General features: G+C 44.1%; 13 protein-coding genes. 7 read left to right on the top strand and 6 right to left on the bottom strand.

Translation table 11 applies throughout. The features are described from left to right. Position 1: 1 nt before the first annotated feature. Together QGN29_RS09685 and QGN29_RS09680 are read right to left on the bottom strand one after the other, a co-directional pair. Positions 2–799 carry an SDR family oxidoreductase gene (locus QGN29_RS09685; protein WP_310797652.1) on the bottom strand — a complete coding sequence of 266 codons (798 nt, stop codon included), beginning with the start codon at positions 797–799 and terminating at the stop codon, positions 2–4. Between the two features lie 9 nt (positions 800–808). Further along, the gene (locus tag QGN29_RS09680) at positions 809–1,588 is read right to left on the bottom strand and encodes a class II aldolase/adducin family protein (RefSeq protein WP_310797651.1); all 780 of its coding nucleotides are present in this window, start codon (positions 1,586–1,588) and stop codon (positions 809–811) included. A gap of 125 nt (positions 1,589–1,713) precedes the next feature. Here QGN29_RS09680 and QGN29_RS09675 point away from each other — a divergent pair, with 125 nt between their 5' ends. The 7 genes from QGN29_RS09675 (at position 1,714) to QGN29_RS09645 (ending at position 13,634) form a co-directional block, all read left to right on the top strand. Next, a complete protein-coding gene (locus tag QGN29_RS09675) occupies positions 1,714–2,520 on the top strand; it encodes an SDR family oxidoreductase (protein ID WP_310797650.1) in 807 nt (268 codons plus the stop codon). A 179-nt stretch (positions 2,521–2,699) separates the two neighbouring features. Then, positions 2,700–4,652: an acetate--CoA ligase gene (gene acs, locus QGN29_RS09670; protein ID WP_310797649.1), complete on the top strand. Its 1,953-nt coding sequence runs from the start codon at positions 2,700–2,702 to the stop codon at positions 4,650–4,652. A 135-nt stretch (positions 4,653–4,787) separates the two neighbouring features. Next, positions 4,788–6,260, top strand: a complete 1,473-nt coding sequence (locus QGN29_RS09665; RefSeq protein ID WP_310797648.1) for a PepSY-associated TM helix domain-containing protein — start codon at positions 4,788–4,790, stop codon at positions 6,258–6,260. 77 nt (positions 6,261–6,337) lie between these two features. Then, a complete protein-coding gene (locus tag QGN29_RS09660) occupies positions 6,338–9,607 on the top strand; it encodes a WD40/YVTN/BNR-like repeat-containing protein (RefSeq protein WP_310797647.1) in 3,270 nt (1,089 codons plus the stop codon). 208 nt (positions 9,608–9,815) lie between these two features. Continuing rightward, positions 9,816–10,841, top strand: coding sequence for a Fe(3+) ABC transporter substrate-binding protein (locus QGN29_RS09655; protein WP_310797646.1), 1,026 nt, complete (start codon positions 9,816–9,818; stop codon positions 10,839–10,841). Positions 10,842–10,912: 71 nt separating this feature from the next. Beyond that, positions 10,913–12,595, top strand: a complete 1,683-nt coding sequence (locus tag QGN29_RS09650; RefSeq protein WP_310797645.1) for an ABC transporter permease — start codon at positions 10,913–10,915, stop codon at positions 12,593–12,595. Continuing rightward, the gene (locus tag QGN29_RS09645; RefSeq protein WP_310797644.1) at positions 12,588–13,634 is read left to right on the top strand and encodes an ABC transporter ATP-binding protein; all 1,047 of its coding nucleotides are present in this window, start codon (positions 12,588–12,590) and stop codon (positions 13,632–13,634) included. The genes QGN29_RS09650 and QGN29_RS09645 overlap by 8 nt, the downstream gene beginning before the upstream one ends. A 22-nt stretch (positions 13,635–13,656) precedes the next feature. Here QGN29_RS09645 and QGN29_RS09640 read toward each other — a convergent pair whose 3' ends face one another. Genes QGN29_RS09640 through QGN29_RS09625 form a run of 4 tightly spaced genes read right to left on the bottom strand, consistent with a single transcriptional unit; the run spans position 13,657 to position 16,565 of the window. Next, the gene (locus QGN29_RS09640; protein ID WP_310797643.1) at positions 13,657–14,187 is read right to left on the bottom strand and encodes a DUF3299 domain-containing protein; all 531 of its coding nucleotides are present in this window, start codon (positions 14,185–14,187) and stop codon (positions 13,657–13,659) included. Position 14,188: 1 nt separating this feature from the next. Then, positions 14,189–15,472 (bottom strand): ABC transporter permease, encoded by a 1,284-nt coding sequence (locus QGN29_RS09635; protein WP_310800030.1) that lies wholly within the window; start codon positions 15,470–15,472, stop codon positions 14,189–14,191. 5 nt (positions 15,473–15,477) lie between these two features. Further along, positions 15,478–16,182, bottom strand: a complete 705-nt coding sequence (locus tag QGN29_RS09630) for an ABC transporter ATP-binding protein (protein WP_310797642.1) — start codon at positions 16,180–16,182, stop codon at positions 15,478–15,480. Next, a complete protein-coding gene (locus QGN29_RS09625; RefSeq protein WP_310797641.1) occupies positions 16,179–16,565 on the bottom strand; it encodes a MerC domain-containing protein in 387 nt (128 codons plus the stop codon). Before QGN29_RS09625 ends, QGN29_RS09630 begins: the two co-directional genes overlap by 4 nt. Positions 16,566–16,593: the final 28 nt, after the last annotated feature.

The raw sequence follows: 16,593 nt of genomic DNA, 5'->3' as shown, positions 1-16,593 counted from the left end.
CTTACACAGGTGTCCCTGTTTTTGCGATTTGCATGCGGCGAAGTTTCCGCATCCCGCCAACCCAGCGATCATAATTTGCAGCCTTCTGTTGAAAATATTGCACGACAACACCGTGAGGTCTAATCATGAAATGGTCTTCTTTTATGCCCTTAAAGGCTCTCTTTGCCATTTCTTCGGCCGATAAAATACCGTCCATCGCTGCAACAGACTCTGTGTGATCTCCAAGCATGTTACTTTCTACGGCTTGTGGACAGATACACCCCACATAAATGCCTTCATCGTTATGCGTGAAGGCCATATTTTCTGCCATTCCAACGGCAGCATGTTTGGTCACCCCATAACTGGCTGTCCCAATTTGGTTTAACAAGCCAGCTGCAGAAGCGGTGATGACAAACCCGCCTGCTCCGCGTTTTTTGTACAAGGGGAAAAGAATTCGAGAAATATAAACATGAGCCATGACGTTCACTTGCCATGAAAGCTCCCACTTTTCATTGGATAAATCATAAGCGTTAAAATCCGGATAATCTGGGAACATCACGCCAGCATTTGAGAAAAATAGATCTATAGGCCCATGACTTTTTTCAATGTCCTCAATGACCTCTTTAATGGCATCTTCATCTGTCACATCAAGAGCATAGGCTACAGCGCCAATCTCTTGAGCTACTTTACTCGCCTGAGCCTCGTCAATATCCAGAAGGACAACCTTAGATGCACCTTCTTCCATTGCTTGTTTCGCTAGTCCGATACCGATACCACTGGCACCGCCTGTGATGACGATACATTTATTTAAAATATCCATTCATCCCTCCTATGTCGCAAAATCAGGATCAAGGCGATGAGCGCGACGATAAAGCGCCGGCCAGACCATACTGCCTGTTGTATCCCCTTTAAGAACCACATACATATCCTTCAAAGCTTGCTGCAAAGCTTCCTGAGACATCCCCTGAATTTCCGCGCCTGCGCTTTGAGTTAAAATCTGAATACGGCAAGCTTTTTCCAAGAAAAACATTAATTCAAAAGCCGCAGCAACTGTTGGCGCTGCTGTCAAAGTCCCATGATTTCTAAGAATCATTGCTTTGGCCTCGCCTAAATCTTTAACAAGACTTTCTCTTTCTTCGTCATTGACTGCAAAGCCATGATAGTCGTGATAGGACATGAATGCATAGGGTACGAGGGAAGACTGTGCGAGCGGCAGGAGCCCTTCTTTTAAATTAGAGACGGCAATCCCGTAATCTGTATGCAAATGAACAATACAATGAGCATCTTCTCGCGCTTCGTGGATGGCGCTATGGATGACAAACCCTGCTCTATTCACTTCAAAAGGACTATCCATAACTTTTTCACCAGACAGATCAATTTTAACGAGACTAGAGGCCGTGATTTCATCAAACATCAAACCAAGAGGATTCATTAAAAAATGATGATCTGACCCTGGAACTCGCGCAGATAAATGCGTATAAATCAAGTCGTCCCAACCAAAATCAGCTACCAATCTATACGCCGCAGCAAGATCACAGCGGATTTTCCATTCTTCCGCGCTGACCTGGTCTTTCACGCATGGAATTTCCAATTCATATGGATGTGTCATATCCTTCTCCCTCAAAAAACTTCCCCTTAATTGGTTATAGTGCTCTTTTGGAAGTGATAAAGAGTTTTCTTGAATCAAGTCTAAAAAAATCTATAGTCGTTCAAAGTTTATAGGAGGGATATAGTATGGCGAATTTTGAACAACTCTTTGATATCAGTGGAAAAGTAGCTTTAGTAACGGGGGGTGGTTCCGGAATTGGCGAAATGATGACCGAAGCTCTTGTGGAAGCGGGATGCAAAGTCTTCATTGCGTCTCGAAAATATGGGCCCCTAAAAGAAGTCGCAGATCGACTGAATGCAATCGGGCCTGGTACAGTAGACGTATTGACTGCAGACCTAAGTACAGAAGAAGGCTTAAATGGATTGGTTAGCCAGCTTAAGGAGGCAACCAGCAAGCTCGACATTCTATGCAATAATAGCGGCGCAACTTGGGGGGCAGCAACTGAAGATTACCCTCGCGAAGCTTGGGATAAAATTATTAATATTAATCTCACAGCTGTCGGAGATTTAACGCTCAAACTTGCGCCCCTCTTGGAAAAATCAGGATCAAAAGATGATCCGTCCCGTATCATTAATACAGGATCTGTAATGGGCACACGGGCCATGGCCTCTTCTGGTGGGGCGAACAAAGTCTTTAGCTATAATGCGTCAAAGGCTGCGGTACATCACTTGACGAAAGTTTTTGCCAATGAATTCACACAGAAAAATATAACCGTAAACGCTATAGCCCCCGGCCCTTTTCAATCGAGAATGATGGCTTTTGCAACAGACACTGAAGAAAAACGCGATATGATGGGGAAAACTGTTCCGCTCGGTCGTATAGGGTCTCCAGATGATATGACGTGCGTCATCCGGTATTTATGTTCAAAAGGCGGCGGCTATATCACAGGGGCAATTATCCCAATTGATGGCGGCATAAGCGCAATGCCATAATAGTCACAACGCTCTGATTGAAACAAGGCTGAAACTAAAAGCACGCTGGCCCTGTCATCGTGCTTTTTTTTGCTTGTCGAAAAACTCGCTAAGAGCCGATCACTAAAAGGTGAGCGATTTTTGCTAGCATTCCCCTTTTCCTTGTGGTTAAAATTCTCCGCGAAAGAAGAGGTTTGACCATGACAGATACGACCCTATACCCCGTCCCTCAATCGGCCTTAGATCATACTCTGTGTGATCATGATCGCTACATGAAAATGTATGCGCAATCTGTAGAGGATCCAGAAGGATTTTGGCGCGACCATAAGGATCGTCTTGACTGGTTTAAAGTGCCAACAAAAATTAAAGATACCAACTTTTCAGGCCCGGTATCAATTCGCTGGTTCGATGACGGCCAGTTAAATGCCTGCTATAATTGTGTGGACCGTCACCTTGAAACAGATCGCGACACAGTTGCCTTTATTTTTGAAGGTGACGATCCTTCTGTAACCTCAACCATCACTTACGGAGACCTGCACTCTCATGTCTGTCGCTTTGCGAATATACTTCTTAAAAACGGTGTAAAAAAAGGGGATCGGGTCACGCTCTATATGCCAATGATCCCAGAAGCAAGCTATGCGATGCTCGCTTGCGCGCGGATCGGTGCTGTGCACTCCGTTATCTTTGGTGGCTTTTCAAGTGAGGCGATCGCAGGAAGACTAGATGACTGCCAATCTGACTTCATTATAACAGCTGATGAGGGCATTCGAGGGGCTAAGACAATCCCTCTAAAAGCCAATGTTGATAAAGCTATTCAGATATTAAAAGAGTCATACAAGCAAGAGGTCAAGAAGGTATTGATGATTGCGCACACCAATGCCTCTGTCCCTCTAACTTCAGGCAGGGATATTCTCTATCATGAAGAACTGGAAACCGTAGATGCAGACTGCCCCTGTACACCTATGAATGCTGAAGACCCTCTTTTTATCCTCTATACAAGTGGCTCCACAGGAAAACCAAAAGGTGTACTCCATACAACAGGGGGGTATCTGCTATGGGCTTCTCTGACCCATGAATATGTCTTCGACTATAAAAAAGGGGAGATTTACTGGTGTACAGCTGATGTGGGTTGGATCACAGGTCACAGTTATATCGTCTATGGTCCTCTTAGCAATTGCGCCACCTCAGTGATTTTTGAAGGGGTACCAAATTATCCCGATTCTGGCCGTTTCTGGGAAGTTGTTGACAAGCATCAAGTCAATATTTTCTATACAGCGCCAACTGCAATTCGTGCTGTCATGAAAGAAGGTGATCACTTAGTTACTCAGCATAGCCGCGCCTCTCTCAGGCTTCTTGGAACCGTGGGGGAACCCATTAATCCTGAGGCTTGGAATTGGTACTATAGTGTTGTTGGTGATAAGCGGTGCCAAATCGTCGATACATGGTGGCAAACTGAAACTGGCGGCGCCATGATCACCCCCCTGCCCGGAGCGACAGCCTTAAAGCCCGGATCTGCGACCCGCCCCATATTTGGCATCAAACCGGCACTCTTGGATGCTGAAGGGACTATTCTTGAGGGGGCGGCCTCAGGTAATCTGGTGATATTAGACAGTTGGCCAGGACAGATGCGAACCGTTTACGGCGATCACGAGCGTTTTGTGCAGACTTATTTTAGTACATATGATGGCATGTATTTTACAGGGGACGGCTGTCGCCGCGATGAAGACGGCTATTATTGGATTACGGGGCGTGTGGATGATGTGATCAATGTCTCTGGTCATCGAATGGGCACAGCCGAAGTTGAGAGCGCACTCGTTGCCCATCACCATATAGCAGAAGCTGCGGTTGTCGGTTTTCCCCATGATATTAAAGGCCAAGGCATTTATGCGTATGTCACCTGTAATGCTGACATTGAACCGGATGAAACGCTTAAGAGTGAGTTAACAAAGTGGGTCCGCACAGAAATAGGACCCATTGCTTCACCAGATGCCATCCAGTTTGCGCCAGGATTGCCAAAGACACGCTCTGGTAAAATTATGCGGCGCATCTTAAGAAAAATTGCCGAAAAAGACTTCTCCAATCTAGGGGACACTTCAACCCTAGCAGACCCTTCTATTGTTGAAGATCTTATTGCAACACGTCAAAAAGAGTAAGAGAACCTGTTGAAGCCTTTTTAGAGCTACTTGAAGTCCTTCTTTTCTTTAGGGTACAATTGGCTATTGCCATGAGGGTGATAACAACTTATCTAAAATCCATCAGTATCATGTCGAGGAAGTTCATAAGGTTTCATGTCAAAAATCAAATGGCATACTATCCATAACTGGGCCGGTTTAAAACTGTCTTTCTTGTTATCATTCATCTTGATAACAGGCACCCTTGCGACGGTCAGTCATGAGATTGATTGGCTGCTAGATAATGAACGCCGAATAGAAAAACCATCCAATCTTGAGGACATAGAGTGGGACAAAGCGATCCAAGTTGCACAGATGGCTAGACCTGCTTGGATGATCGAAGAAATGCATGCCCCTTTGAATGAATACAGCATTATAGAAGCTATTGGTCTTACTGCTAACGGCGAAAGAAGACGGCTTTTCATTCATCCAAAGACATATCAAATCCAGGGAGAAGCTTCGTGGATCAATGTACAACGCTTCTTAAGAGACACGCATAGACGTCTCTTCATCATGAATGATTGGGGTATCTTGCTTGTCTCTTCCCTTTCTCTCTTACTGATGACCTCTCTCATATCAGGCATTCTGGTTTATAAGAAGTTTTGGCGTGGATTTTTTAAGCGACCCCGCCGCACAACTCACCGTCTCTTTTGGGGAGATATGCATCGGTTAACTGCGATATGGTCCTTGTGGTTTATCAGCATGATCGGTGTCACTTCCCTCTGGTATTTAACAGAGGCAGCCTTAGAAAAATGGGCCGATGACCCTTCAGTTTATGAAAAAGGTGCACCGTCTGTGGCTTTTGAAAACCACGGCCAAACATTGCTGGCATTGAAGAAGAGCATTTCTCTTTCAAATCCAGCCTTTTCAATTCGGCTAATCAAACTTCCCATCGCAGATGATGACACTTTGGAAATTCAGGGAGCAGGACAGAGTTGGCTGACGAGACCGCGCGCAAACCTATACGCTTATTCCGGCAGCACAAGAGAAATTCTACATGAGATTAAAGGTGAAAATCTATCTCCTTTGCAGCGCATTGTGGAAATGGCTGACTTCCTTCACTTCGGCACTTGGGGCGGATTATGTGGGAAAATCCTATATTTTCTATTTGGCTGTATCTTGTCAGGACTGGCACTCTCTGGCCTTTATATTTATGCAAAGCGGATTAACGCTCAATCACCGGGAAAAAATCCAACCCTGAGTAAGGCAATGGGTTTCTATAAATACGGGGCTTTGATCATTCTTGTCTATTGGCTCCTTCAAATTCCTAATTTCGTAGATTCCATAGGCAACGGGCGCCAACTCAGCGGCACACTTACAGAATTTTCTCTTGCCAAGTGCAAGATGACTTTGGGATTAACTTCGAATAAAGCCACCCTAAAAATAGACCCTCTCTGTGCAAAATCACTTTCCTGGCCTCGTGGAAGATTTAGTCAGGAAGAAAAGAAAAAATTCAAATTGGGCAGTAAAGGCTTAAGTTTAAAAGCGAAATCGTCCTCAAAGACATTCACTCTCATCCTGACGGACAGTTCTGGCCATTCTCACCGTAAAATATTCGCCTTAGATAAACTAATTGTTAACAGGCATTAAACACCTATTCGATTGAACTTTGAAGAAATAATGCTACCTTATTCTTTCAACATATACTCAATCCTAAGGGGGGAATTATGAAGTCAGTACTGACGGCTGCTCTTGCTGCATCGATGATGCTTGCTAGCGGCGAAGCTTTAGCTCAAAAAAAATCTTCTAAAGATAAAGGACCCATGACGAGCGCGACCTTTAACGAAATGAAGTTGCGCAATATTGGACCTGCCTATATGTCAGGACGTATTGCTGACATTGAAGTCGATCAAAATAATCCAAATATTTGGTATGTCGCTGTGGGATCTGGTGGAATCTGGAAAACCGTCAATGCTGGTACGACATGGACTCCTATTTTTGACAAACAGAAAGTCTACTCAACAGGCGATGTAACCATTGACCCAAGCAACTCCAATATTATTTGGGTTGGTTCTGGAGAGAACAATGGGGGACGTCACATCAGCTATGGTGACGGCGTCTATAAATCTATGGACGGCGGGAAAACCTGGAAAAACATGGGCTTAGCAAAGTCGGAACGTATTGGCGACATTGTTATTCATCCGGAAGATTCGAACATTGTTTGGGTTTCAGCTCAAGGTCCACTTTGGACCAGCGGCGGAGAACGCGGCCTTTATAAAACAACCGACGGCGGCAAAACCTGGAAAAATGTTTTAAAGGGAGATGAATGGACAGGCATTGGATCTCTCATAGCTGATCCCCGTAATCCAGACAAACTTTATGCTGCAACATGGTCTCGCCAAAGAACTATTGCAAATTATGTCGGTACCAACAAAGGTTCTGGCATTCATACATCAGATGATGGCGGTGAAACTTGGACGAAACTCTCCACAGGCCTTCCTAAGGGAAATATGGGTAAGATTGGCCTAGCCATCTCGCCTGTAAATCCAGATGTAGTCTATGCAACCATAGAAACTGACAACCGTAAAGGTGGTTTTTGGCGTTCTTCTGATCTCGGTGCAAGCTGGAAGAAAATGTCAAATGAAGTTGGCGGCGGCACAGGTCCTCACTATTACCAAGAAATTTTTGCAGATCAGCATCAAATGGACCGTGTCTACATCGCCAGTAACTATAGTAAAGTTTCCGATGACGGTGGTAAAACATGGACACCCATCAATACACGGAAGAAACACGTAGATGATCATGCCATGGCTTTTCATCCAACCGATCCGGATTTTGTTCTCATCGGTTCTGATGGTGGTATATATATGTCTCATGACCGCATGAGCAATTGGCGCTACATTAGAAATTTGCCACTGACTCAATTCTATAAAATTGATGTAGATGCGACAGAGCCTTTCTATAATGTTTACGGCGGCACTCAGGATAACTCCACACAGGGGGGACCGAGCAGAACTGGCCGTTCAGAAGGAATTAAAAATAAAGATTGGTTCCTTACCCAAGGGGGTGACGGACACCAACCCGCGACCGAGCATGGTAATCCGAACATCATGTACTCTCAGTCTCAACAAGGGTTTTTAACGCGCCGCGATACACGCACGAAAGAAATTCAATTTATTCAGCCTCAGCCAAAACCAGGCGAACCGGCGGAGCGTTTCAATTGGGATGCCCCGATTAATGTCTCTACCCACGATCCGAAGAGAATTTACCATGCTTCTCAGAGAGTATGGCGTTCTGACGACCGCGGCGATAGCTGGACAGCAATTTCAGGAGACTTAACAAAAAATGGTAATCGCATGCACATGCCGATGATGGGCCGCACTTGGTCTGTAGAGGCTGGCTGGGATATTTATGCCATGTCAAATTTCCATACAATCGCGAACTTTTCTGAGAGCCCCGTCGATGACAAAGTTCTATGGACAGGGTCAGATGACGGTCTTATTCACGTCACAACAGATGGCGGTAAAAACTGGAAAAAAATTGATATTAAAACGATCAAAGGTATTCCAGAAAACGCCTATGTGAACGACATTCGTGCTGACCTTTTTGACCGTGACACTGTGTATGTTGCCCTTGACAATCACAAAGAAGGTGATTTCAAGCCATACCTGATTAAATCTACGAACCTTGGTAAATCATGGACATCTCTTGCGGGATCTTTACCAGAGAAACATCTGGTCTGGCGTATTGTTCAAGACCATGTGAATAAAGATCTTCTCTTCCTAGGAACTGAGTTCGGTGTCTTCTTTACAGTTGATGGCGGTAAGAAATGGGTAGAACTCAATGGAGGCATCCCAACCATTTCTACTCGTGACGTAAAAATTCATCGCGGTGAAAATGATTTGGTGGCCGGAACATTTGGCCGCGGCATTTATATTCTAGATGATTATACACCGCTACGATCTATGTCTAATGATGCGCTTAAGCAAGACGCCCTATTATTTGCGCCAGGACGTCCCGTCAAATGGTATCGCCAAGACGGCCAACATACAGATACAGACGGGGATGATGCTTATACTGCGAAAAATCCTGCCCATGGTGCCACCTTTACCTATTACCTTAAAGACAGCTTGAAAACGCTTAAGGCAAAACGCAAGATGGCTGAAAAGGCAATGATTAAAGACGGCAAATTCCCAAAATACCCTAGCTGGGAAGCTGTAGAAAAAGAAATTGAAGAAGCAAAACCTTCAGTGTATTTGGAAATAACTGATGCCGACGGAAACTTTGTTAATCGAGTGGCTGCAAAAGCAAAAAAAGGTCTCCACAGAATGACATGGAATATGACCTATGCCTCATCTAATGCTGTTACACGCAGTAGTGGCGGCGGATGGAATTTTGGTCCTTCTGGCGTTCCAGCAAAACCAGGCATGTATTCTGCAACACTCTTCAAGCGTGAAGGCAGCGACATTTCTCGCCTTACAGACGCTGTTTCGTTTGAACTTAAACCAATTTATGAAGCCTCTATCAAGGGTTCTAGCTATGAAGAAACTTTGCAATATCATAAAGATGTAAATGCAGCAAAACGTCGCTCAACTGCCGCAGCAGCTATTTTAAGAAGTATGGAAAGTAACCTTAAACTGATCAGAACAGCTCTGGACAGAACACCAGGCGACATTTCCTCTCTTGAAAAATCCTATGCCATGATCCGCAGTGAACTTCAGGCTATTGATAATGACATCAATGGGTTGGACAGTCGTTTCCGCAAAGGCGCGGCGCCGACAACCACTGCAACACGTATCCAACGCGCAAATTGGATCAGTAACTATGGTCCTTCAAAACAAAATCGTGAGCAATTTGCTTATGGTCTTGAAGGTTTGAACTCAGCGATTGAGCGGATTAATAGCCTTAAGGAGGTTAAACTGCCAGCCTTGCAACAAGCAATGATCGAAGCTGGTGCGCCGTGGACACCTGGGGCTAAGATCCCTGCAGCTCAATAAGAGCCATACCATAAAGAGTGAATAAGCGGGTTTCCCCGCTTATTTTTTTACCACTAAACTTTCGCCTATTCCCACATTATTCTATTGATTTAACCGAATACTAGAAGTACAAAGACTTCAGTTAAGAATTATTATTAATAATGATTGAAGTGATCCTTAAACGATCACACTAACTTCAATCACATGACGAACGCGTTAAGGATTCATAATGAAAACCATGATCAAAGGTATTTTGGCCTCTTCACTTGCACTTTCAGGCTTTGGCTATACAGCTGTCGCTGACGAAGAAGTCAACATCTATTCAGCACGTAAAGAACAATTGATTAAGCCTCTTCTTGAAACTTTTCAGAAAAAGACGGGAATTAAAGTTAATCTTGTTTCTGGGTCTGCGGATGCTCTTCTAAAAAGATTGCAACAAGAAGGCCGTAATTCACCAGCAGATATTTTGATCACCACTGACGCTGGTCGCCTACACCGTGCTAAGGAAGCCGGCGTAACCCAAACACTCGTCTCCAAGAAGGTTGAAATGGCGATCCCTGCACAATACCGTGATATAGACATGCAATGGGTTGGTCTTAGTTTACGTGCACGTCCAATCATGTATGTAAAAGGCAAAGTTAATCCGTCTGAGCTTAGTACCTATGAAGACCTTGCTAATCCGAAATGGAAAGGCAAAATTTGTATCCGCTCAAGCAGTAATATTTATAATCAATCTCTTGTGGCCAGCATTCTGGCAACTAATGGCATGGATAAAACAGTAGAATGGGCTGAAGGCATGGTTTCAAATTTTGCAAAACCTCCACGAGGCGGAGACCGAGACCAAATAAAAGCAGCTGCCGCTGGCCAATGTGACATTGCTGTTGCCAATACCTACTATCTTGCTGGTATGCTTAGGTCTTCAGATGCAACACAAGTGGCAGCCGCACAAAAAGTGGCCGTCTTTTGGCCTAACCAGATGAACCGCGGCACCCACGTGAACGTTTCAGGAATTGCTGTAACAAAGGCATCGAAGAATAAAGATAATGCCGTAAAATTGATCGAATTTCTCTCTAGCAAAGAAGCACAAATCTTTTACGGTGATGTGAATGGCGAATTTTCAGTACGTAAGGACGTTGAACCAAGCGATCTTCTTAAATCATGGGGGTCCTTCAAGGCCGATTCCATCAACCTTTCAAAGCTGGGTGAAGGTAACCGGAACGCTGTGATCGCTCTGGACAAAGCAGGCTGGAAATAGCATAAAAACCTAGAAATTGAAAAAAGGCTCAAATTAGTTTTTGAGCCTTTTTATTTATGGTAAGAAGCAGCATGGCTGACCTTCAAAAGAAACAAGATAGTGCACTCGTAAGAATGCTAACAGAGAATAAAACACTGCTTTTAGGGTGCTTTATTGCTTTGATCCTTATTAGCCCTACGCTTGTAATCACCAGTTATATTTTTTCACCGAGTGATACCGTCTTTTCACATTTGGTAGAAACCGTCTTATGGACCTATGTTTCAAATTCTTTACTGCTGATGATCGGCGTAGGGTTTGGCTCGCTTCTTCTTGGTGTCTCTGCTGCTTGGTTTGTCTCCATGTGCGACTTCCCTCTCAAACGTCTTTTTGAATGGGCCCTCTTATTACCAATTGCCATGCCAGCCTATATTATTGCCTATACCTATACTGGATTGTTAGATTTTGCGGGTCCCGTACAAACAGCCATTAGAGAGATGACAGGCCTCGGCTATGGGGCCTATTATTTTCCGGAGATTAGATCCCTCGGGGGGGCAATCATCATGTTATCTCTGGTTCTATACCCCTATATTTATATGACTGCACGGGCATCATTCCTAAGCCAATCGATCTGCGTCTTAGACGTTTCACGGTCACTGGGGCACACTATGTATAGCAGTTTCTGGCGAATTGCACTGCCACTTGCCCGGCCAGCAATTTTCGTTGGACTTGCTCTTGTTCTTATGGAAACTCTTGCTGATTACGGTACCGTACAATATTTCGGGGTTGATACATTCACCACAGGTATTTTCAGGACTTGGTACGGATTAGACAGCCTATCAGCAGCAGCGCAACTGGCCACACTTCTGCTGCTCTTCATTCTCATACTTTTTTGGGTGGAAACCAAATCCCGCAAAGGCGCACAGTATCATGCCACAAGCCAGAGGCACCAAGATCTAGGCCCCATCAAGCTCAGGGGGGTTAAAGCCTCTCTTGCTTTGCTCATTTGTAGCTGCCCTCTAGTTTTTGGCTTTATAATTCCTGCCTGCCAATTGCTGTATTGGGCGATTTTTCAGGCCGATGTTTCTTATGATGCTGCTTTTTGGCGCTTAGCTTGGAACAGCTTACAACTTGGTATGCTCGCCGCATTAGCCTGTATCCTGCTGTCTTTGTATTTTGGCTATATCAATCGTCACAATAAGAACCGCCTTTCAAAGCTTATCGTCAAACTTTCGACAATGGGCTATGCCGTTCCCGGGACTGTGATTGCTGTTGGCGTCATGGTTACCTTCACCACAGTCGAGAATTCTTTTGATCGCTTTATGCGGGACACCTTTGATATATCAACAGGCTTAATTTTCAGCGGTACCATTTTTGCTTTGGTCTTTGCTTATACAGTTCGTTTCATGGCCGCTGGATTTGGGTCTATAGAGTCTGGATTAATCCGGATCAAAACATCATTAGATGAAGCTGCAACCTCCCTTGGCCACAGATCTCCGGCCATCCTTACTAAGGTTCACTTACCAATGATGAAAGGCAGCATCTTGACCGCGGGCCTTATTGTTTTTGTCGATGTGATGAAAGAACTGCCAGCCACACTAATTTTAAGGCCCTTCAATTTCAACACTCTAGCTGTTCGAGCCTATGAGCTCGCTAGTGATGAAAAATTAGCACAAGCAGCCCCTGCTGCTTTAATGATTGTGGCAACTGGTATTATTCCAGTAATCCTTCTCAGCCGTGCAATTTCCAAGACCAGAAAGGTCAAAGATAATGACTAACACCCTCCTCTCTCTTGAGACACTTTCTTTAAATTACGGTGATCTCAAAGCTGTGAAGGATGTTTCCTTTTCTCTCATGCCAGGTGAGATAGGCTGTTTTCTTGGCCCCAGCGGCTGCGGTAAGACCAGCCTCTTACGCCTAATCTCAGGCTTTGAAAAACCCTCTGCAGGAGAAATTCTCCTCAAAGGCCTACCGCTTGCTAATGAGCAGACCTTTGTCAAAGCCGAAGACCGAAAAATTGGGATGGTCTTTCAAGATTTCGCTCTCTTTCCCCATATGACAGTTTCAGAAAACATCGCATTTGGCCTTGCAGGCGTTAAACGAAAAGTCGTTGAGGAGAAAGTTCAAGCCCTTTTGGACCTTGTCGACCTCGTTGCGGAAAAAAATAGATACCCACATCAAATATCTGGCGGGCAACAACAGCGTGTGGCCCTAGCAAGAGCGATGGCACCAAATCCAACCCTTCTGCTCCTCGATGAACCTTTTTCTAGTCTTGATAGTACTCTTAGGAGTGATCTGGCTCAGAATATCAGGTCTGTTCTAAAAAAGAATAAGATGTCCGCAATTCTTGTTACCCATGATCAACAAGAAGCATTTGCCATGGCAGATAAAATTGGTGTCTTTGATCAAGGAAGGTTATGTCAATGGGATACAGCGACAGCGTTATATCATCAGCCAATGTCTCAAGAAGTGGCCTCTTTTATTGGAGAAGGGCACTGGATTGCGGGCAAGGTCCTGACTGAAAATACAGCACAGACCAGTCTGGGCGTGATAAAAATTTCATCAAGATTTAAAAAGGATGAATCTATTGCCGTCCATATCAGGCCTGAAGATATCATTTTAGGTGTGAAGGAATGTGAGGCACAGATACTCTCTGCACACTTCCAGGGAGACCGCTACAAATTAGAAATACTTTACAATGATCTTCGCCTATTCACTTATGTCCCAACGAGCAAAGACAGCTTTCAAGAAGGACAATCTATCTACTTTGCCCTAAATAAACGAGAGTATTCAGCTTTTGCCACTGACTCACAGTAGAGGTGGTTATTTTTACGCCTGGCTATTTCTTCTTTTTAGCAACCTGCTGCGATGCCGTTAATTTAAAGAAAACCCCTCTTGTAAAGTCTTTCTCAAGCGTAAGAACTCCTTCAATCAAAATAGGGGCAAAAGTAACAGTTACAGGAAAATCAGCATAGACTTCAATATAACCATTTGGTCCTCCCGTCATATGGAATGGGCATGAATGTGTATAAGCCATCAAGAGAAAATGTCCTTGCTTGTCACTAGGCTCCAATGGAACCATATAACCATTCACCTTAATCCTTTGCCCTACTAGGGCCATGATAGATGGAGTGAATTTGGGAACAGCTATCGGGATGTCATTCATCAATTGCTCTTCATATGGCACACCTAAAAAGACATGCCACGGAATAGACCCTTCAATGGCTTCCGCTGGCTTCCAGACTGTTTCAATCCCCTCTTCATCTGTAGAAAGGAAGTCTTGAGCGTTAGCCACCGTAAATACTGGATACGTCATAATTAGAATGGCAATGAGCCCCAAAAGTTTTATATTTCGGCCAGTCTGAAACATGTTATTTCCCGTTCTTAAGAAGAATTTGCGGATCAACTCTAAACCCTTTGACTGCAGGCCATAGAACCGCAACGATAGCAATTGCAAAGGTTACCACGATGAGCTGCACTTCTGAAAGATAAAAAGTGGTGCCATCCATATTAACATTTTGAAAGGCTTCAAAAGAATAGAAAGCAGCAAAGGTAGCTAGATGACCCAACCCAATGCCTATAAAAACACTAAAGAAAGCAAGGATTATTCCTTCAAGGAGAAGCTGTATAAAGACCCAGGATGCTTTCATTCCACGAGCGCGGAGCAAAGCTATATCATACATTTTCTGTGACGATGTTTGACTGAGTGTTGTAAAAATACTGAGACCTCCAATAAGGATCAAGATGAGGCCTATTAATTCTGCAACTTGGAAAAATCCAGATAATAAATTGTAAAGACGGGCAATTTCAAAAGATGGTATCGCTGCCTGCAGTCCAGGCCGCTTATTAATAACTTGTGGTAAGGTAATCGCCGCAACAGGCGAGCGATATTGAAGGAGTAGCGCTGTAACTTCTTTGTCTTTAGCCTCTACAGACCAAATATCAAATTCAGCAGAATGGTTTTCATCATGATGATGCTGGTCCCTGTCGTCATTATGCCCTTGAGTTTGGCTTTCTTCATGGTCGCTAGAAGCATGAGTGTTTTGACCATGAGCAAGCCAGATACTTTCAATTGAAGTCAGAAGTAATCGGTCAACAATGCTGCCTGTTGGTTTTAGAATTCCGACGACCTCATAGTCAACATGGTCATGGGACGCCCCGCCGTCTGTAACACCGTGCGCGCTTTCAAATTTGCTTCCTAGTTGAAGGTCAAGTACGCGGGCAGTTTCCGCGCCGATGACAACCTGATGAGACTTATTCCAATGGGATCCTGCCGCATAGTCTACATCATAAAGTTTGAAAAAGTCGAGACTAGAGCCCACAAGTCGATAGCCTGCATAACTATCCCCCAAAGCAATCGGCACTGCGGATTCTACAAACCGATGTGAACGGATCATCTTCACTTCAGATAGAGGAATATTGCCCGTCGGTATATCCACATGCATAACACTGGATAGGACGATCTGCATTGGACTGCCCTTCGCCCCTACAACCATATCAATTCGAGCAAAGTCCTTTTGCAAGCGTTGATCCATATGTCCACTAAATTGTAATAATATAGAAATGAGGGCCACAGCAATCGCAAGAGTGAACACTGTTAACAAATTAGAAAGCGGCTTATGTTTTATGGTTGCCCAAGCTAATTTAAAGACCATTATGTTCACGATACTTCTCCCTTTTCAGTGTGAAGAAGGTTCAGAGACAATTGATGATCGTATAATCTTTTTAATCTTTGATCGTGAGTGGCAATCAATAACGTTGAATTCACTTCTCGGGCTAATTTGTTGAATAAGCCAATAACTTTCTCGGTATTATGATCATCCAAAGCTGACGTTGGTTCATCTGCTATCAATATCTGAGGACGTGACATAGCAGCACAAACAAGAGCAACACGTTGAGCTTCACCGCGACTAAGTGCATTTGGTTTCTTAGACACTTTGCTGAAAATACCCAACTCATTTAGTAAATGCTTAGCCCACTCCCAATCAGCTTTTCCGCCTGTAATTTGCTGAGTGATTTCTATATTCTCACGAACTGTTAAGCTGGATATAAGATGATTATCTTGAAACACGACCCCGAAATGCTGAGCTCTAAAACGATCTTTTTGACGAGAGGGGATATGCGCTAGAGTTTCCCCTAAAACAGTCACGATCCCTTCAGATTGTTTTAATAAACCCGTTAGGATGGAAAGTAAGGTTGTTTTACCACTGCCCGAAGGGCCAAGGATTAAACTATGCTGACCATCTTCTATCTGCCAACGGGGAATATCTAAGACAACCTGTTCCTGAAAGGCATGCTTTAAATTACTCACCTCTATGAGTGGCGCAGCAGTTTCAACAGATCTCTTGATTTCAGTTGAAGTCATCTCGGTTTTCCCATCAAAGTGTGATTGAGGTGATGAGCCATTGCTATGCTTGCTGCTCCAATCACAGCAACTATCGTTTCCAGCCAGGGTGAATCATGAGCTAACAGTGCCCCCCACAGCATTAGCATACCCAAAAGAACAATGTACAGAGGGCGTTTAGATCCATGCTTAGAATATCCCATTTTCATCGCGGCTATTGCTATGGGAACCGCTAGGGATGCAAGCGTAAGATGAACCCATTCACTGCTAAGAAAAGGAAAAAGTGCGAAAGGAAAGATAAGATAAAGAAGAGGTACAATCATGCAATGAAGAAGACAAACCGTAGAAACTAGAATACCTACTTTATCAAAAAATGGGCCTTTATTCTTGGATATTGTAATCATCTCTCACCTCCATTTTTATGTTATATAG

It is taken from the genome of Temperatibacter marinus, assembly GCF_031598375.1.
Taxonomy (GTDB): Bacteria; Pseudomonadota; Alphaproteobacteria; order Sphingomonadales; family Kordiimonadaceae; genus Temperatibacter; species Temperatibacter marinus.
The sequence above is the reverse complement of the archived record's forward strand: the minus strand, read 5'-3'. Positions and strand labels throughout refer to the sequence as shown.